Source organism: Streptomyces sp. NBC_00075, assembly GCF_045041225.1.
GTDB classification, from domain to species: domain Bacteria; phylum Actinomycetota; class Actinomycetes; order Streptomycetales; family Streptomycetaceae; genus Streptomyces; species Streptomyces adonidis.
Window position 1 is genome coordinate 2,004,408 of the sequence record NZ_CP108243.1, and the last position, 18,485, is coordinate 2,022,892.

The 18,485-nt window shown below is 70.7% G+C and carries 13 protein-coding genes; 4 read left to right on the forward strand and 9 right to left on the reverse strand.

The features are described from left to right. The first annotated feature begins 33 nt into the window (after window positions 1-33). Window positions 34-1,182, forward strand: a complete 1,149-nt coding sequence (locus OG787_RS08635; protein WP_405534791.1) for a Dyp-type peroxidase — start codon at window positions 34-36, stop codon at window positions 1,180-1,182. 78 nt (window positions 1,183-1,260) lie between these two features. Here OG787_RS08635 and OG787_RS08640 read toward each other — a convergent pair whose 3' ends face one another. The 6 genes from OG787_RS08640 to OG787_RS08665 form a co-directional block, all read right to left on the reverse strand. After that, the gene (locus OG787_RS08640) at window positions 1,261-1,857 is read right to left on the reverse strand and encodes a hypothetical protein (RefSeq protein ID WP_405534792.1); all 597 of its coding nucleotides are present in this window, start codon (window positions 1,855-1,857) and stop codon (window positions 1,261-1,263) included. A 4-nt stretch (window positions 1,858-1,861) separates the two neighbouring features. Further along, window positions 1,862-2,734 (reverse strand): carbohydrate ABC transporter permease, encoded by an 873-nt coding sequence (locus OG787_RS08645; RefSeq protein WP_369030422.1) that lies wholly within the window; start codon window positions 2,732-2,734, stop codon window positions 1,862-1,864. Then, window positions 2,731-3,675 (reverse strand): carbohydrate ABC transporter permease, encoded by a 945-nt coding sequence (locus OG787_RS08650; protein ID WP_369030423.1) that lies wholly within the window; start codon window positions 3,673-3,675, stop codon window positions 2,731-2,733. Before OG787_RS08650 ends, OG787_RS08645 begins: the two co-directional genes overlap by 4 nt. Further along, window positions 3,672-5,009 carry an ABC transporter substrate-binding protein gene (locus tag OG787_RS08655; RefSeq protein WP_405534793.1) on the reverse strand — a complete coding sequence of 446 codons (1,338 nt, stop codon included), beginning with the start codon at window positions 5,007-5,009 and terminating at the stop codon, window positions 3,672-3,674. Before OG787_RS08655 ends, OG787_RS08650 begins: the two co-directional genes overlap by 4 nt. A gap of 128 nt (window positions 5,010-5,137) precedes the next feature. Further along, window positions 5,138-6,346 (reverse strand): cytochrome P450, encoded by a 1,209-nt coding sequence (locus OG787_RS08660; RefSeq protein ID WP_405534794.1) that lies wholly within the window; start codon window positions 6,344-6,346, stop codon window positions 5,138-5,140. 283 nt (window positions 6,347-6,629) lie between these two features. Then, window positions 6,630-7,676, reverse strand: a complete 1,047-nt coding sequence (locus tag OG787_RS08665) for a DUF2278 family protein (RefSeq protein WP_405534795.1) — start codon at window positions 7,674-7,676, stop codon at window positions 6,630-6,632. 238 nt (window positions 7,677-7,914) lie between these two features. On the opposite strand from OG787_RS08665, the gene OG787_RS08670 reads away from it, so the two are divergent. From OG787_RS08670 to eccCb, 3 genes are read left to right on the forward strand one after another with little or no spacing between them, the layout of a single operon-like run. Further along, on the forward strand, window positions 7,915-8,355 hold the full coding sequence (locus OG787_RS08670) for an SRPBCC family protein (RefSeq protein WP_405534796.1): 441 nt from the start codon (window positions 7,915-7,917) through the stop codon (window positions 8,353-8,355). Between the two features lie 59 nt (window positions 8,356-8,414). Continuing rightward, on the forward strand, window positions 8,415-8,918 hold the full coding sequence (locus OG787_RS08675) for a hypothetical protein (protein ID WP_369030429.1): 504 nt from the start codon (window positions 8,415-8,417) through the stop codon (window positions 8,916-8,918). Continuing rightward, window positions 8,881-13,185 carry a type VII secretion protein EccCb gene (gene eccCb, locus OG787_RS08680; RefSeq protein WP_405534797.1) on the forward strand — a complete coding sequence of 1,435 codons (4,305 nt, stop codon included), beginning with the start codon at window positions 8,881-8,883 and terminating at the stop codon, window positions 13,183-13,185. The genes OG787_RS08675 and eccCb overlap by 38 nt, the downstream gene beginning before the upstream one ends. A 10-nt stretch (window positions 13,186-13,195) precedes the next feature. Here eccCb and OG787_RS08685 read toward each other — a convergent pair whose 3' ends face one another. The 3 genes from OG787_RS08685 to OG787_RS08695 all read right to left on the reverse strand — a co-directional run bounded on the left by OG787_RS08685 (window position 13,196) and on the right by OG787_RS08695 (window position 18,485). Then, window positions 13,196-14,347: an XdhC family protein gene (locus tag OG787_RS08685; protein WP_405534798.1), complete on the reverse strand. Its 1,152-nt coding sequence runs from the start codon at window positions 14,345-14,347 to the stop codon at window positions 13,196-13,198. 40 nt (window positions 14,348-14,387) lie between these two features. Next, window positions 14,388-15,824 carry an NCS2 family permease gene (locus OG787_RS08690; protein WP_405534799.1) on the reverse strand — a complete coding sequence of 479 codons (1,437 nt, stop codon included), beginning with the start codon at window positions 15,822-15,824 and terminating at the stop codon, window positions 14,388-14,390. Between the two features lie 261 nt (window positions 15,825-16,085). Next, on the reverse strand, window positions 16,086-18,485 hold the full coding sequence (locus OG787_RS08695) for a xanthine dehydrogenase family protein molybdopterin-binding subunit (RefSeq protein WP_405534800.1): 2,400 nt from the start codon (window positions 18,483-18,485) through the stop codon (window positions 16,086-16,088).

The window sequence follows — 18,485 nt, forward strand, 5'->3', positions numbered from 1 at the left end:
CGTGATCATGGATGTATCATCCCTTTCACTCTCATGACAGCACATACCGCTTCCCCCACGCCCGACGGCACGTCGACCCCCGCCCGCCGGGACGTTCTGACCCACGCCGCAGCCCTCGCCACCCTCGCCGCGGCCACCTCAGGCTGCACCGGCGAGTCACGCTCCCGTCCCCCTGCCGCCGCCGGTCCGCCCGCGTTCCGCTTCCGGGGCCCACGCCAGGCCGGCGTGACGACCCCGCAGCAGTCCGCCGCACTCGTCACGGCGTACGACCTCGCCCCTGCGGTACGGGGAGCGGGCGGCGTACGCGCCCTGCGGGAGGTGCTCGGCCGCTGGACACGGGCACTGACGGAAACCCTGGACGGCGAACTCCGGCCACCAAGTCCCGTACGGGCAACGGAACTTGAAGGAGCAGCCGGGAAGTCCCGCTTCACCGCGACCGTGGGAATCGGTCCCCGGCTCCCCCAACTCCTCTGTGTCGCCGCGCCGCCTGGCCTGCGCGAGCTGCCGCCGTTCCCCGACGACCGGCTCGACCCCGCGTACAGCAGCGGGGACTTGGTCGTCCAGCTCTGCGCCGACGACCCGCGCGTCACCCGGGCCGCCGCGAGCGCGCTCACCCGGCTGGCGGGCGACACCCTGCGCCCGCGCTGGCGGCAGACCGGGTTCCTGCCGCCGACCCCGGCCGGGCAGACACCGCGCGACCAACTCGGCTTCGAGCACGGCACGGAGAACCCGACTCCCGAGGAGTGCGAGCGCTGGGTGTGGTCGAACGACGCCACCTTCCTCGTCGTACGGCGGATCCATGTCGACGTGGGCGGGCTCGCGCGGCTCGGTACGCGGCGGCGGCAGGAGGTCGTCGGCCGGGAGCGTGCGAGCGGGGCGCCGCCGGGGCACGGGCAGGACGACGTGATCCCGCCGCGCTCGCACGTACGGGCGGCCGGTCCACAGCTGGACGCGGGCGCCCGGATGCTGCGCCGGAGCTACAGCTATGACGCCGGACCGGACGACCGGGGCCTGCTGTTCCTCGCCTTCATGCGGGACCCGGCATTGTTCGCACGCGTCCAGCGCCGGATGGCGGCGACGGACGAACTGAGCCGCTTCACCGAGCATCGGGGTTCGGCGGTGGCGTACGTCCTTCCGGGCGCCCTCCCGGGCGAAGAACTGGGCGCACATCTGCTGGCCTGACCGGATCCGCGGGCCTCGACGCCGAGCATCGTGCGGTGAGTCGCGAGGCCCGCGATCGGTGGCGTCAGGCCGGTCGGACTATCCGGCGGAGGTGCGTACGTCGATCGCCGTGAGCGCCATCGCCAGGGGTCCCGGCGCCAGGAACGCGAGCGGGAGCAGCGTCCAGGCGCACAGGGCGGCCGTCGCCAGGGCGAGCAGGACGAGGGCGCTGCCGCCCGGGTCGCGGGCGGTGTCCCGGGCGGCGGCGCGGACGGCGGCCGGCCAGTCGGTGAGCGACTCGGGGCGTCCGCAGGCGCGCAGGCCGGTCACGGCGGCGTACGCGCCGATCACGGCGGCGACGACCGCGAAGGCCGGTCCGCCGGGCAGGCCGGTGCGCGCGAGCGCCAGGTCGGCCAGCACCAGCAGGACGCCCGCCACGGCGGCGAGCCCGGCGATCAGGTCGCCTGCGCGCAGCCGCTGCCGCAGGAGGCGGAAGTAGCGTCCGGCGGTGGCGGGGCGGTCCTCGCGGGTGCCGCGCAGGATCTCGCAGGCCGTGGAAAGCGCGGCGGGGGCGGTGAGCAGGGGCAGGCTCGCGACCGCCGTGGCGAGGCCGACGCTGAGGACGTCCGCGAAGAGGGTCATGCGCGGGCCGAAGATCTCGCCCGGCTCACGGGTCGTACCGCGTGTTCCGCTCATCGCTTCACCCCTTGATCCCGGAGTTGGCCATGCCCTCCACCAGGAACCGCTGGAAGGCGAGGAAGAACAGGACGATCGGCAACAGGGCGATCACCGACATGGCGAACATCGGGCCGAACGCGGAAGTGCTGGACGCGTCCACGAACGACCTGAGGGCGAGCGTGAGGGTGAACTTGTCCGGCGAGAAGAGATAGATCAGCTGGGTGAAGAAGTCGTTCCAGGTCCAGATGAAGGTGAAGATCGCGGTGGTGATCAGCGCCGGGCGGGTGAGAGGGAGGATGACGAGGAAGAAGGAGCGGAACGGGCCGCAGCCGTCGATGCGCGCCGCCTCCTCCAGTTCCCTCGGCAGTCCGCGCATGAACTGCACGATCAGGAAGACGAAGAACGCCTCCGTGGCAAGGAACTTGGGCAGGATCAGCGGCCAGTAGGTGTTCACCATGCCGAGCTGGTTGAAGATGATGTACTGCGGGATCAGCACCGCGTGGTGCGGCAGCATGATCGTCGCGATCATGAACGCGAACAGCGGCCCCCGGAAGCGGAACCGGAGCCGGGCGAAGGCGTAGGCCGCCAGGGAGCAGCTGAGTACGTTGCCGAGTACCGCGCCGCCCGCGATCAGCAGGGAGTTGGTCAGCAGGCGCCAGACCGAGACGTCGTTCACGCCGTCAAGGGCGGTCTTGTAGTTGGACCATTCCAGGTGGCTGGGCAGGAGGTCGAGGCTGGCGATGACCTCGTTCGCGGGCTTGAGGGAGGTCGCGAGCAACCAGGCCAGCGGGTAGAGCATGACGAGGAGCGCGGCCAGACAGCAGAGGTGGAGAGCGATCCGGCGCCACGCAACGGGCTTGCGCACACCGGGAGTCGGGGACACGGTGGCCGTCATCGGACGCCCCCTTCGGTGTCGGAGGCGTAGAAGACCCAGGAGCGCGAGGTCCGGAACAGTACGGCGGTGACGGCGCCGATGACGATCAGCAGCACCCAGGCCATCGCGGACGCGTAGCCCATGTGGGAGGCGACGAAGCCCCGGTCGTAGAGGTAGAGCGTGTAGAAGAGGGTCGAGTCGGCGGGTCCGCCCTTGCCGCCGCTGACCGCGAAGGCGGGGGTGAAGACCTGGAAGGCCTGGATCGTCTGGAGGACCAGGTTGAAGAAGATCACCGGAGACAGCATCGGCACGGTGATGGACAGGAACTGGCGCCAGCGGCTCGCGCCGTCCACCTCGGCGGCCTCGTACAACTCCCCCGGGATCTGCTGGAGTCCGGCGAGGAAGATGACCATCGGGGCGCCGAACTGCCACACCGTCAGCAGGGCCACGGTGACGAGCGCCCAGCCCGGCTTGAAGATCCAGCCGCCGGTGCCGAAGAGGTTGTCGACGGTGCCGCCCTCGTTGAACAGCGCCCGCCAGACGAGGGCGACGGACATCGAGGCGCCGAGGAGGGAGGGGGCGTAGAAGGCGGAGCGGTAGAAGGCCCGGCCGTGTTTCATGTTCTTCAGGGCGAGGGCGACGACGAGGGCGAGTCCGAGCTGGAGCGGGACCGCGATGACGACGTAGCTGAGGGTCGCGACGACCGACCGCCAGTAGCGCGGGTCCTCGGTGAACATCTGCGTGTAGTTGCGCAGACCCACCCAGTTGGGCGAGTTGAACAGGTCGTAGTCGGTGAAGGAGAGATAGAGCGAGACCGCCATGGGGAGCAGGGTGAGCACGCAGGCGCCCAGCACCCAGGGGGACAGGAACACCCAGGCGGCGCCCTCGCGTTGGCGCTTGGGCCGCTTCACGGGAGGGGTCTGTGCGGTGCGGGCGGGGGTCGGTATCTGGGTGGTGGTCATGACCGCAGCTCCGCCTTCGCCTCGGTGACGTAGTCCTGGGCCGCCTCGCGGGGCGACATGCGCTCGTACGACACCTGGTCGTAGTCGCGCTGGAAGGTGGTCTGGAGGGCACTGTCGCCCGAAGGGGGCGCCTGGGGCGGGGTGTTGAGCTGCCCTTCGAGGGTGGCCTGGTAGGCGTAGATCGTCTTGTCGAAGTCCTTGAGTTCCGGGGCGAGTTCCTCGCGGATGGACTCGTTGACGGGGATGCCCCGGGTCGCGCCGAGGATCTCGGCGGCCTCGCGGTCGTTGAGCATGAAGTCGATGAGCTGGGCGGCCTGTTCGGGGCTGCCGGTGTCGGCGGCGATGCCCATGAACATGGAGGGCTTGAAGTACTGGCCGGGGGTGCCGTCGGCGCCCGAGGGCATGGGAGCGAGGGCGATGCCGTCGGGGATCAGGGCGAGGTAACCGCTGGCCGGGGCGTCCCAGTTCATGTCGGAGAAGGCCTTGCCGCGGCCGAGCGGGGTGTTCTCGACCGTGCCGTCGAGCTGGGTGGTCTGCTCGGCGGGCGAGACGGCGCCCTCGCGGCGCAGTCCGTCGGTGAAGGTCCACCAGCGAGTCAAGTCGTCGACGGTGAAGCCGAGTTCATGGGTCTCCGTGTACAGGGACTTGCCCTGGCCGCGCAGCCAGACCTCGAAGGCGTCCTCGCTCTGCCCGGGGTCGGTGCCGCCGGGTGTGCCGGTCCTCTCCTTCAACACCCGCATCGCGTCGGCCCACTGGTCCCAGGTCCAGCCGCCGTCCGAGGCGTCGGCGGGCGGTTCGAGGCCCGCTTCCTTCCACCGGGTGGGGTCGTAGACGACGGTCTCGGTGCCACGCCCCTGCGGGACGGCGTACTGCTTGCCGTTCAGCTTGCCGGTGGCGAGCAGCCCGGGGTCGAACTCCCCTGTCTTCAGGGTGGCTTGCTGCTCACCGAGGTCGAGAAGGACGCCTCCCGAGGCGTACTGGTCGATCATCCGGTAGTCGAGCTGCATGACGTCGGGGGCGTCGCCGCCGGCCGCCTGGGTCGCCAACTTCTGCTTGTAGGCGTCGTATCCGGCGAACGAGGTCTGTACGTCGACGTCCGGATGCTTCTCCTCGAAGAGGTCGACCGCCTCCTGGGTCCTGGCCGCCCGGTCCGGGTTGCCCCACCAGGTGTAGCGCAGGACGACCTTGCCGCCCGCGCTCGTCGAACCGTCCGGACCGGAGCAGGCGGTGAGGACGGCACCGAGGGCGAGACCGGCGGCCAGGGCCGCCTTTCGACGCCTCATTCGACACTGCTTCCGAGGCCACCAGGACGCCGTTGTCCTGTTTCCGGGCATGAGTGGGTCACCTCTTTCACCAGAAAGCGCTTCCACCCCCCTTGAGGGACCCTAGGGAAGATCCGGATGTCAGAACAAGACCCGTGCACCGGTCACCCGGTTTGTCACCGGGTCCACGACCGGTTCTGTCACCAGGTCAGGTGCAGGCTCTCCGGAGATCGGTGGATCATCGTCGGCCGCATGGTGACCGGGTGGTCCTCGGACAGTCGCAGGCCCGGCAGACGGCTGGTCAACTCCCGCAGGGTGAGGCGGAGTTGTTCCCGGGCGAGCTGGGAGCCGGGGCAGGCGTGGGCGCCGAAACCGAAGGCCAGGTGGCGGGCCGGGGTGCGGGTGATGTCGAAGTCGTCCGCGCCGGGGTACCGGACACCGTCCCGGTTGGCGGCACCGAAGGCGACGAACAGCGTTGCCCCGGCCGGGAGTTCGGTGCCCGCGAGGGTGACCGGGCGGGTGGTGACACGGCGGAATCCCTGGACCGCGGCGTCGTACCGGGCGGCCTCCTCCACGGCGGCCGGGATCCGGTCCGGCTCGGCGCACAGCAGCTCCCACTGGTCCGGGTGCCGGAGCAGATGGAGGACCGTCGTGCCGATGAGGGCGGTGGTGGTGAGGTGCCCGGCGATCAGCAGGTTCTGGAGGTGGGACGCGGCTTCGTGACGCTGGTCAAGGGTGAGTTCGGCGCTTCCCTCGTCCGCGACGGAGGCGACGATCTCCGTGCAGAGATCCTCGCGGGGTTCGGCGTGCCGGGCGCGGGCGTACCGGTCGAGGATGCGCTGGGTCGCGACCACGTCCTCGGCGACGGCGATCTGCTCGTCCTCCGGCAGGGGCCGGAAGAGGAGTTCCTCGGCGCGGTAGCCGCCGTGCACGACGGCCGGGATGTCGGCGGGGTCGAGTCCGACGATGCGGCCGATGACGTCTCCGGGGAGCCGCCGGGCGTAGGCGGACATCAACTCGACTTGCCCGCCCTTGTGTTCGCCGAGCTGGTCATTCATGAACGCGTCGACCAGGGCGGCGGCGCGCTCGGCGGCGTACGGCACGGCGGCGGCGACCCGGGCGGGCGAGAGGCCCCGGACGATCGGCGCGCGCAGTTCCTGGTGCCGGTCCCCGTCCGCGCCGACGACCACGGGCCGCCCGCCGAAGCCGCCGCCCAGCACGGCCAAGGCGGCGGGAGCAGGCATGACGTCGGGGCGGAGGGAACCGGCCGAGGAGAAGTCCTCGGCGCGGCGCAGCACTTCACGTACGTCGGCGTCCCGGGCGACCAGCCAGGAGCCGAGTTCGGCGACGAAGGTCAGGCCCTGGGCGTCGCGAGCGCGGGCGTAGTGGGGATAGGGATCGCGCTGCAACTCGTCGAGTTTGTCGTGCGGTTGGTCAGCTGTGCCGTGGGATTGCTCGGCTGGGTCGTGGGATTGGTCGACTGCGTCGTGGGATTGACCGAGTGTTCCGTCAGGTTGGTCGAGTGTGTCGTGCGGTTGGCTGTCCACGCGGGCGCCCTCCGGCCGGGATACAGGTCACGGGATACAGGTCACGGGTCACGAGATCGCGCCCATGCTGCCGTACACCGTGCGGGGGCGGAAGCGGTCGAGAGGGCACAACCGCGCCGCCCGCCGCTCCCGCCCGGTCCCCCGCTCAGAACACCACCGTCCAGCCCTCGCGTCCGGCGTCCTCGGCGGTGTAGGAGACGCCGTGGGCCTTGAGGCCGGCCGCGTCCAGCAGGGTGATCTCGCCGCCGTGGTTGCCGAGTTGGGCGCCGCCGGTGAGCAGGACGGGGAGAGCGGCGCCCGCGGCGATCGGCACCGGTGGCAGCGGGCTGCTGTGGCCGAGCCGGTCGAGGAGGCGCCAGCCGGTGAGGTCGACGGTGGCCGGTGAGGCGTTGAGGAGGGTGACCGTCTCGGCCTCGGGGGCGGGGCCGCGCGGGTTGACGAGGGCGGCGACGATCCGGACGGGCTGGGTTCCCGGTGCGGGACGCCCACCGCCGGTGTCCGTCCCGGTGTCGGGAGCCGTACCCGGGAGGGCGTGGCCGGTGCTGTCGTCGGTGTGCCACTTCTGGCTCTGGAAGGCGAGGAAGACGGCGACCCACCGCTCCTGGGCGGGCTCCTGCCCCGGGAAGCGGATGAGGAGCCCGCCGTCCTGCCAGACCCCGTCGTCGCCCTGGAAGCGGCGGCTGTTGCCCTGGTTCATGTGGATGTCGTGGACGCCGTTGCCGGGCAGGAAGCCGAAGATCTTGTCGCGGACGTCGGCCTCCGGCCCCCAGCGCTCGCCGAAGACGTACAGGCGCGCGGCCGGATCCTCGATCGCACGTCGTACGTAGTGGTCGAGGAGGTCGGCGAGGTCGTTGTCCGGGCCTGCCACGTCAGGCGGCAGGACGCGCATCTTCGACGGGTCGAAGAGATTGCCGCGCACGAAGTCGAGGTTCGGGCCACCGGGCCCGGCCGGAAGGGTGTTCCAGCCGCTCGCCAGGCCCGCGAGGCGGGCGGTGACGGGATGCCGGAGGTCGTCGTCGACGAGGTAGAGCAGCTCGTTCGGCCGTTCCTGCGACTTCACGTTGACGGAAGCGCGGTAGTGCGTGCCCTGATCGTCCGTCAACTCGATCTGGTAGTGCGGGGTGTTGGCGGAGCCCTCGCGACGGGCGTCGACGGCCCGCGCGATCAGTACGCCATAGGTCTTCAGCGGCATGACGAACAACTCCCCGTGAGCGTGAGCGTGGCCGGATTGCCGGATTGTCCACTCCTGCGGCAAATGTTAGTGCGTGGCGGCTCATCGTCCCCCGCCGCGACAGGAATTGACCGCCGGTGTCCGTCCTACGTCACCTCGTGAATGCGCGACTGGGCCATCTGTGTGAGTCATCTGTGAACAGGGGTCGCGGGCCCCCGGATCGTGCCGTACCGCCCGCCGGGTTCCCTACGATCGTGCCGTGGTCAACTTCCTCCTCGAACGCACGGTGCCGCTCCCCCTCGACGAGGCCTGGCGCCGGCTCACGGAGTGGCCCCGCCACGCTTCCGTGGTCCCCCTCACCCGCGTCACGGTGCTCACGGCGCCGCCGACCCACGAGGGCACGGTTTTCGTCGCCCGCTCGGGCATCGGCCCCCTCGCCTTCGACGACCGTATGGAGGTCACCGTCTGGCGCCCCCCGACCGAGGACACCCCGGGCCTCGTCCGCCTGGAGAAGCGCGGCCGGGTCGTCCTGGGCTGGGCGGAGATCGAGGTCCGCCCGGGCCCGGGCGGACGCTCACGGGTGGTCTGGCGCGAGGAGTTGCGCGTACGCCTGCTGCCGTCGCTGTTCGACCGTCTGCTGGAGTCGGCGGCCCGGTATGTGTTCGGGCGGGCGGTGAACCGGCTGCTGAGGATGGGGTGACGGACGTTACGATCGACCCCACGTGCCGGCGGCCCGGCCGGTCGGGGGAAGGGGAGAACGTGCCCGAGGAGAACGTGCGGCTGGAGCTTCGGATCGACTCGGGTCCGGGAGCCACCGCGGAGCAGACCGACCGTCAGGTCCGCAGTCTGTACGGCGATCTGCGGACCCTCGGCCTCCTCCGCGTCGAACGCAAGACCGTTGCCGCACCCGCCAAGTCGATGGCCGGCGTGGGACACGACCTCGCGGTGCTGGTGGTCAGCGGCGCCTTCTCCGCCGCCGCGCTCAAGGCCGTGAGCAATGTCGTCGTCGCCTTCGTGCAGCGCTCGAAGGCACGGTCGGTCGAGTGGGAGATCGACGGTCACAAGGGGTCGTTCGGCGCCCTGTCCGCCAAGGACCAGCAGGCGCTGGTCGAAGCGGTGACCGCACGGATCGGAGCGGGCACGGCCGCCCTGACCGGCACCACGAACGACCCGGGCACCGCCCCGGCCATCGACCCGAACACCACCAGCGATCCGGGAGTTGGCGATGGCGGGACGCCGGATCGCACTGCTCGTCGCGACTGACGGCTACCAGGATCCCGGGCTCAACCGGCTCAGGGCACCCGCCCGGGGTGCCGCCGAACTGAAAGCCCTGCTGCGGGACCCGGCGATCGGCCGCTTCGACTTCGTACGCGAACTGCCGAACCGGCCCAAGGAAGAGATCGAGACCGCGGTCGAGGAGGTCCTCAGCAACCGCGACCCCGACGATCTCGTCCTGCTCTACTTCGCCTGCCACGGCATCCGCAACGACGCCGACCGGCTGTTCTTCGCCACGCTCGGCACGCAGTTGAAGCGTCCGCACACCACCGCCATCCCGGCCGCCTTCCTGCACCAGCTCCTCGACGAGTGCGAGGCCCGCACCAAGATCGTGCTGCTGGACTGCTGTTACAGCGGGCTCTTCCACCGGGGTTCCCCCATGTCGCCCGCGCCCGTGGACGTGGAGGCGGCGCTCGCCGGGCGCGGCACGTTCGTCATCACGGCGTCGACAGCGCTGGAGTACGCGTACGAGGGGGAGTTGCTGACCCTCGACAACAGTCTGTCGGCTCCTCGGTTCACGGCGGCCGTGATCGAGGGGCTGAGCACCGGCCTCGCCGACCAGAACCGGGACGGAGTGATCACTCCGGAGGAGCTGTACACGTACGTCCACGACACGGTGATCAACCAGGCGGGGCCCGAGCAGACGCCGACCAAGTCGGGCCGGTGCGAGGGGAATGTCGCCCTCGCCTACGCGCCCTGGATCGACGCGTCCGCCGGGCCCGCCGCCCGGGCCGCGATGGCCGAGGAACTCACGCTCGGCTCGCTGCTGCCGCCACCGGTGGAGACCGTCGACCGGGGTTTCATCTGCGACGCGTGGGAGGGCTCGTCCCGGCTGCTCGTGCCCGTCGGGCGGCTGGAGAACAGCACCGGGGGCGATCCCATGTGCGTCGACTTCGCCGGCCGGGACGGGAACGCGGCGGTGGTCGGCAAGCTGGGCAGCGGCAAGACGACTCTGCTCCGCTCCATGATCATGTCGCTGGCGCTGACCCACACCGCGCACGAGGCGGAGTTCCATCTGCTGGAGGGCGCGGTCAACCGGCTCGGGGTGCTGCGTTCGCTGCCGCACGTACGGACGTTCGCGGCGCCGCACGAGCACAGCGCCGTCGAGGCCGCCCTGACGGCGGTCAAGGCCGTGATCTCCACCCGGCGCACCCTGTTCCGCGACCTCGACATCGACTCCGTCGAGGCGTTCCGCGCGCTGCGCACGACGGACCGGATCGAGGAGGGGACGGCAAGCGATGTCTTCCTCGTCGTGGACGGATGGCTCGACTTCACCTATGAACACCCGGAGTTCGCGGACACGGTCCAGAAGCTGGCCAACGCCGGTCTGAACTACGGCGTCCATCTGCTGGTCTCGGCCCGCCGCTGGAGCGACTTCACCACGGACCTGCGGGGGCTCCTCGGCACCCGGCTCGAACTCGCCCTGGACGACCCGGAGGAGTCCTTCTTCGACCCCGCGCTGGCTTCGGGGGTCGCGGTCGGCTGGGCACTGTCCCGGCGCCGGAGGTTCCGGGTGGCGGTGCCGCGCTTCGACGACGGGGTGGGGCCGGTGGCGGCACTGGAGTCGTTGACGGGGACGGCGGAGCTGGTGCGGGCCGGGTGGGAGGGTCTGCGGGACGAGGACAGCACCGACACCGAGTCCGCCGACGGCTGGCAGTACGCCTCTCACCGGATGCTGCTGGGTGTCGACGACCCGGCCTCGCTGGATCTGACGGCCCTGCGCGAGCGGCCGGCCGCCGGGGACCGGCTGCGGGTGCCGATCGGTGTCGGCGAGGGTGGCCGGCTGGTGATGCTCGACCTCAAGGAGGGCGCTCAGAACGGCATGGGGCCGCACGGACTGTGCGTGGGGGCGACCGGGTCCGGCAAGTCCGAACTGCTGCGCGCGATCGTGCTGGGGCTCGCCGTCCGTCACTCCCCCGAAGAAGTCACCTTCGTCCTGGTCGACTTCAAGGGGACCACGGCCTTCGCCGGGCTGGCCGAGCTGCCTCATGTGTCGGGGCTCGTGACACAACTCTCCGACGAGCCGCTGCTCGTCGCACGGCTGCGCGAGACCCTCCGCGGTGAGCTGTACCGGCGTCAGCAAGTGCTCCGTAGCGGCGGCTGGGCGAACGTCCAGGACTACGAGAAGGCCCGCACCACCCGCACCGACCTCGATCCCCTTCCCGAACTCGTCGTCGTGGTCGACGAGTTCACCGACATCCTGCGCGCCCAGCCGGACTTCCTGGAGCTGCTTCTCCAGGTCTGCCGGCTGGGCAGATCGCTGGGCGTCCATCTGCTGCTGGCCACCCAGCGGATGGAGGAGGGCGACAGCCGTCGGCTGGACACCTACCTCTCGTACCGCATCGCTCTGCGCACCTTCAGCGCCTCGGAGTCCCGCTCGGTGCTGGGCACACCCGACGCCTTCCATCTGCCGAACGTCCCGGGCAACGGATTCCTCAGGACCGACGCGCCCGACGAGGTGGTCCGCTTCAAGGCCTCGTACGTGTCCACCCCCCTCGCGGGTTCGGACGACGCCTACGGCTCCGCCTCGCTGCTGGACGTCGTCGTCGGCCAACTGGCGGCCACCCGCCCGGTCGCGCGCCGGATCTGGCTGCCGCCGCTGGACAGATCACCCGCCCTCGAACAACTGCTCCCCGCGAAGCTGGTCGTCGACGAGCAGCGTGGCCTGCACTCCCCGCGATCCGAGCCCCTGCGCGCTCCGTTCGCGCTCGCGGACGAGCCGTTCCAGCAGCGGCGTGCCGTCGTCTCCTTGAACGCCTCCGGGGCCGAGGGGAACGCCCTGGTCGTGGGCGGCCCGCAGTCCGGCAAGTCGACCCTGCTGGCCACGCTCATCACCTCGTTCGCCCTCACCCACACGCCCGCCGAAGTGCAGTTCTACTGCCTCGACTTCGGCGGCGGCGGACTCGCGCCCCTGGCCGGACTGCCTCATGTCGGTGGCGTCTTCTCCCGGCTGGACCCGGACCGGGTCCGGCGTACGGTCGCCGATTTCTCCAGGATCCTCGCCGAGCGCGAGGACTCCTTCCGCGTTCACGGCATCGAGTCGATCCACGCCTACCGTCGCCGCCGCGCCGCCGGCGAGTGGCCGGACCAGGGCCTGGGCGACATCTTCCTCGTCGTCGACGGCTGGGCGACCCTCCGGACGGACTTCGAGGCGCTCGAACCGGTGATCACGGACATGGCTGTCCGTGGCCTGGAGTACGGCGTGCATCTGCTGATCAGCGCCTCACGGTACGGGGAGATCCGCCCGTCCCTGCGCGATCTCCTGGTCAGCAGAATCGAGCTGCGTCTCGGCGATCCGACGGAGTCCGAGATCGACCGGCCACAGGCGCAGTACGTCCCTCTGGGAGCACCCGGCCACGGCCTGTCACGCGACAGGCTGCACTTCGTGACCGCCCTGCCGGCACTGGGAGGCGGGGCCGAGGAGGAATCCGGCGAGGCGAGGGACCGCCTGGTCGCCGCCGTCCGCGACAACTGGCCGGGCCCGACCGCTCCACCCGTACGCACTCTCCCGACCCTGGTCCCCCTCGGCGAACTCCCCGGCCCCCACGGGTACCCCGGCCACGGCATCGCCATCGGCATCGACGACGCCGGCCTCACCCCCGTGTTCCTCGACTTCTCCAACGACCCCTTCTTCCTCGTCTACGGCGAGCCCGAGTCCGGCAAGAGTTCGTTTCTGCGCATGCTGGTGCGTCAGCTCTGTGCGTGGGCCTCGCCGGAGGAGGCCCGACTGCTCGTGGTCGACTACCGGCGCTCGCTGCTCGGCGAGGTGCCCGAGGAGTACTCGCTGGGCTACTGCCCTTCGGGGCCCCCGGTCGCCGAGGTCGTCAAGCAGCTGACCGCCGTCCTGGAGGCCCGGATGCCCGGCCCCGACGTGACAGCCGAGCAGCTGCGGGCCCGCAACTGGTACGAGGGCCCGGACATCTATCTGCTGATCGACGACTACGACCTGGTCGCCACCAGCAGCGGCAACCCCCTCACCCCGCTCGTGGACTACCTGCCGTTCGCCCGCGACCTTGGCCTGCACATCGTGCTGGCCCGCAACTCGGGCGGGGCGTCGAGGGCCCAGTACGAACCCTTCGTGACGCGGTTGCGGGAGCTGGGCGCGCAGGGCCTCCTGCTCTCCGGCGACCCCACCGAGGGCTTCCTCCTGGGCACCGTCAAACCGAGTCACCAGCCGCCCGGACGCGGCACGCTGGTGACCCGCAAGTCCACCCATGGCGTCCAACTCGCCTACACGGATCCGAAGTTGGACTGAGCGACCGGGGTCAGGCCACCACCCCGATCCGCCCCACCGCCGACGACGCCCCGTCGTGATGGATCGGCGTATGCGCCCCCGTCAGCGAAACCCCGCTCCCGCCCCGCCTGTTGGCGACGATCTCCGACGCGATCGACAACGCCGTCTCCTCGGGCGTACGGGCGCCCAGGTCCAGCCCGATCGGTGACCTGAGCCGTGCCAACTCCAGCTCCGTCACGCCGACTTCGCGCAGCCGCTCGTTCCGGTCGAGGTGGGTCCGGCGGGAGCCCATCGCGCCGACGTACGCCACCGGCAGGCGCAGGGCGAGTCGGAGCAGGGGTACGTCGAACTTGGCGTCGTGGGTGAGGACGCACAGGACCGTACGGGCGTCCACCGGCGTCCGTTCCAGGTACCGGTGCGGCCACTCGACGACGATCTCGTCCGCGTCGGGGAAACGGGCGGGCGTCGCGAAGACCGGGCGGGCGTCGCACACCGTCACGTGGTAGCCGAGGAACCTGCCGATGCGGACCAGCGCCGACGCGAAGTCGATCGCGCCGAACACGATCATGCGGGGCGGCGGCACCGACGACTCGACCAGGACCACGATCGGCGCTCCGCAACGCGAGCCCTGCTCCCCGATCTCCAGGGTGCCGGTGCGGCCCGCGTCGAGGTAGGCGCGTGCCTCGGCAGCCACCGTGCGGTCCAGCTCGGGGTGGGCGCCGAAGCCACCCTCGTACGAGCCGTCCGGGCCCACGAGCAGGGCGCGCCCCAGCAGTTCCGCCGGACCGGAGACGATCCGTGCCACGGCCGCCGCCTCCCCGCCCACGGCGGCGGCCAGAGCCGACTCCAGCACCTTGCGGACGGGATCCGACCCCCGTACCGGCGTCACCAGGATGTCGATGATCCCGCCGCACGTCAGGCCTACCGCGAAGGCGTCCGCGTCGCTGTAGCCGAAGCGTTCGAGGACCGACTCGCCGTCCGCCAGGGCCTGTTGGCACAGTTCGTACACCGCGCCCTCCACACAGCCGCCGGAGACCGAGCCGATCGCCGTGCCGTCGGTGTCCACCGCGAGGGCGGCACCCGGCTGGCGGGGCGCGCTGCCGCCCACGCCCACCACGGTGGCCACGGCGAAGTCACGGCCCTGCTCGACCCACCGGTGCAGTTCTTCGGCGATGTCCAGCATCTCGGTCTCCTCATCAACGGTGTGCGTACATCGTGGGCTGCTAGTGGACGCCCAGCCAGCTCTCAATAGGACTGAGGGCGAAATAGACGAAGAAGATGCCTGTCAGGGCCCACATGAAGGCACCGATCTCGCGCGCCCTGCCCTGCGCGACCTTGATCGCGACGTACGAGATCACGCCGGCCGCCACACCCGCCGTGATCGAGTACGTGAACGGCATGATCACGACGGTCAGGAACACCGGGACCGCGGTGGCGCGGTCGGCCCAGTCGATGTGCCGGGCGTTCGACATCATCATCGCGCCGATGACCACCAGGGCGGCCGCCGCGACCTCCCCCGGCACGATCGCCGTCAGCGGGGTGAAGAAGAGGCAGGCCGCGAAGAACAGGCCGGTGACGACGGAGGACAGGCCTGTACGGGCCCCTTCGCCGACGCCCGTCGCCGACTCCACGAACACCGTCTGGCCCGACGCGCCGGCGACGCCGCCGATCGCCCCGCCCGCGCCGTCGATGAACAGCGCCTTGGAAAGGCCCGGCATCCGGCCCTTCGCGTCGGCGAGCCCGGCCTCCGTGCCGACGCCGATGATCGTCGCCATCGCGTCGAAGAAGCCCGCGAGGACGAGGGTGAACACGATCATGCCGACCGTCATCGCGCCGACCTCGCCCCAGCCGCCGAACTCGACGTCCCCGAAGAGCGAGAAGTCCGGCATCGACACCGCGCTGCCGTGCAACTCCGGTGCCCCGCCGGCCCATTGCTTGGGGTCGATCGCGCCGACCGCGTTGAGCAGGACGGCGATGACGGTCCCGCTGACGATGCCGATGAGGATCGCGCCGGGGATGCCGCGCGCCTGGAGCATGAAGATGAGGAGGAGGGTCGCGGCGAACAACAGCACGGGCCAGCCCGTGAGTTCGCCGTTCGGGCCGAGGGAGAGCGGGGTCGCCCTGCCCTGGTGCACGAAGCCGGCCTTCACCAGGCCGATCAGTGCGACGAACAGGCCGATGCCCATGGTGATCGCGTGCTTCAGGGCCAGCGGGATCGCGTTCATGATCATCTCGCGCAGGCCGGTGACGACCAGCAGCATGATGACCACGCCGTACAGCACGCACATGCCCATCGCCTGCGGCCAGGTCATGGCGGGCGCCACCTGCGAGGACAGCACGCCGGACACGGAGAGGCCGGCGGCGAGCGCGAGGGGGACCTTGCCGACGAAGCCCATGAGGAGGGTGGTGACGGCTGCGGCGAACGCGGTCGCGGTGATGAGCGCCTGTTGGCCGAGGGTGTTTCCGGCGGCGTCCTTGCCCGAGAGGATCAGGGGGTTGAGGAGCAGGATGTACGCCATCGCCATGAAGGTGGTGATGCCGCCGCGGATCTCTCGGGCGAGGGTGGAGCCTCCGGCGGTGATGCGGAAGTAGCGGTCGAGCGGGGTTCGGGTGCCTGGGGGCGCCTCGACGGGCCTCGGCTGTACCGACTGCTGGGTCATGGTGCGGTCTCCCAAGGTTCATAGGGGGTTGGGAAGGTGCACGACCCGGGGGACGGCCCGAGACGAGTGGGGGTATTTGTGGGGTTCGTTATGGGGTTCGTTGTCGGGTGCGGGTCCGGTGGGGGCTGGTCGCGCAGTTCCCCGCGCCCCTAAAAGCCCCGGCCCTGCGGGCCGAAAGGCGAGGGGCACAGCCCCTGCCTTTCAGGGGCGCGGGGAACTGCGCGAGAAGCCCCACCGGACCCGCACCCGACAACGAACCGACTACGCCGTACCAGTCAGGTGCTCCGGCCGTACCGGCGTCTTCGTCAGCTCCAAGCCCGTCGCATTCCGAATGGCCGCCAGGACAGCCGGAGTCGACGACAAGGTCGGCGCCTCGCCAACCCCGCGCAACCCGTAAGGCGCATGCGCGTCGGCGAGTTCGAGGACGTCGACCGGAATGGTCGGGGTGTCGAGGATGGTCGGGATCAGATAGTCCGTGAAGGACGGATTCCGTACCTTCGCCGTCTTCGGATCGACGATGATCTCCTCCATCACCGCGATGCCAAGACCCTGCGTCGTACCGCCCTGGATCTGCCCCACCACCGACAGCGGATTCAGCGCCTTGCCGACATCCTGCGCACAGGCCAGCTCGATCACCTTCACCAAGCCCAGTTCCGTGTCGACCTCGACGACCGCCCGGTGCGCGGCGAACGAGTACTGGACGTGGCCGAAACCCTGCCCTGTACGGAGGTTGAAGGGTTCGGTCGGCCTGTGCCGCCACTCCGCCTCGACCTCGACCGACTCCTCGCCCAGGACGTCCACCAGGTCCGCCAGGACCTCGCCGGCGTCCGTCACCACCTTGCCGCCCTCCAGGAGCAGCTCGGCCGTGGCCCAAGCCGGGTGGTACGAACCGAACTTGCGGCGCCCGACCTCCAGGACCTTCTCCCGCACCAGCTCGCACGAGTTCTTGACGGCGCCGCCGGTGACGTACGTCTGGCGGGAGGCCGAGGTCGAACCGGCGCTGCCCACCTGGGTGTCGGCCGGGTGGATCGTCACCTGGGTGACGCCCAGCTCGGTGCGGGCGATCTGGGCATGGACGGTGACCCCGCCCTGCCCGACCTCCGCCATCGCCGTGTGGACCGTGGCCACCGGCTCGCCGCCGACAACCTCCATACGGACACGGGCCGTCGAGTAGTCGTCGAAGCCCTCGGAGAAGCCGACGTTCTTGATGCCGACCGCGTAGCCGATGCCCCGGACGACGCCCTCGCCGTGGGTGGTGTTGGAGAGGCCGCCCGGCAGCTGGCGTACGTCCGCCGCCTCGCCCGCCGCCAGCCACTGTTGCTCCGGCGGAAGCGGCATCGCCTTGACGCGGCGCAGGAGTTCGGCGACCGGCGCCGGGGAGTCGACCGCCTGTCCGGTGGGCAGCAGGGTGCCCTGTTCCATCGCGTTGAGGCGGCGGAACTCGACCCGGTCCATGCCCACCGCGTCGGCGAGCTTGTCCATCTGGGCCTCGTAGGCGAAGCACGCCTGGACCGCGCCGAAGCCACGCATCGCGCCGCAGGGCGGGTTGTTGGTGTAGAGGGCGATGCAGTCGATGTCGACGTCGTCGATCACGTAGGGGCCGGCGCCCAGCGAGGCCGCGTTGCCGACGACCGCCGGGGAGGCGGAGGCGTACGCGCCGCCGTCGAGCACGATCCGCGCCTTCAGGTGGGTCAGCTTGCCGTCCTTGGTGGCCCCGTGCTCGTAGGTGAGCTTCGCGGGATGCCGGTGGACGTGACCGAAGAAGGACTCGAAGCGGTTGTAGACGATCTTCACGGGTTTGCCTGTGCGCAGGGCGAGCAGGCACGCGTGGATCTGCATCGACAGGTCCTCGCGCCCGCCGAAGGCGCCGCCGACGCCCGACAGGGTCATCCGGACCTTGTCCTCGGGCAGGCCGAGCACGGGCGCGATCTGGCGCAGGTCCGAGTGCAGCCACTGGGTGGCGATGTAGAGGTCGACTCCGCCGTCCTCCGCGGGGACCGCGAGGCCCGACTCCGGGCCCAGGAACGCCTGGTCCTGCATGCCGAAGGTGTACTCGCCGGTGACGATGAAGTCGGCCCGGGCACGGGCTGCTTCGACGTCGCCCCGGATGACCGGCTGGCGGTGGAGGATGTTCGGGTGGTCGACGTGGCCGATGTGGTGGTCGGTGCGGTTCTCGTGGATGAGGATCGCGTCCGGGGCCGTGGCAGAGGCTTCGTCCGTGATCACCGGCAGGTCGCGGTACTCGACCTTGATCTTCGCTGCCGCGCGGCGGGCGGTCTCCGGGTGGTCGGCGGCGACGATGGCGACCGGTTCGCCGTGGTGGCGGACCCTGCCGTGGGCGAGGACCGGGGTGTCCTGGATCTCCAGGCCGTAGTTCCTCACGTCGGTCGGGAGGTCGTCGTACGTCATGATCGCGTAGACGCCGGGCAGGGCGAGGGCCTCGGCCGTGTCGATCGAGACGATCTCGGCGTGGGCGACCGTGGAGCGCAGGATCTGGCCCCAGAGCATGTCCTCGTGCCACATGTCGGACGAGTACGCGAACTCGCCGGTGACCTTGAGGGTGCCGTCCGGGCGGAGCGTGGACTCGCCGATGCCGCCCTTGGTCTGCGAGCCCTGGGTGACCTTGGTGGGCGTCCCGAGGGGAGCGCTCTTGCCGGGCAT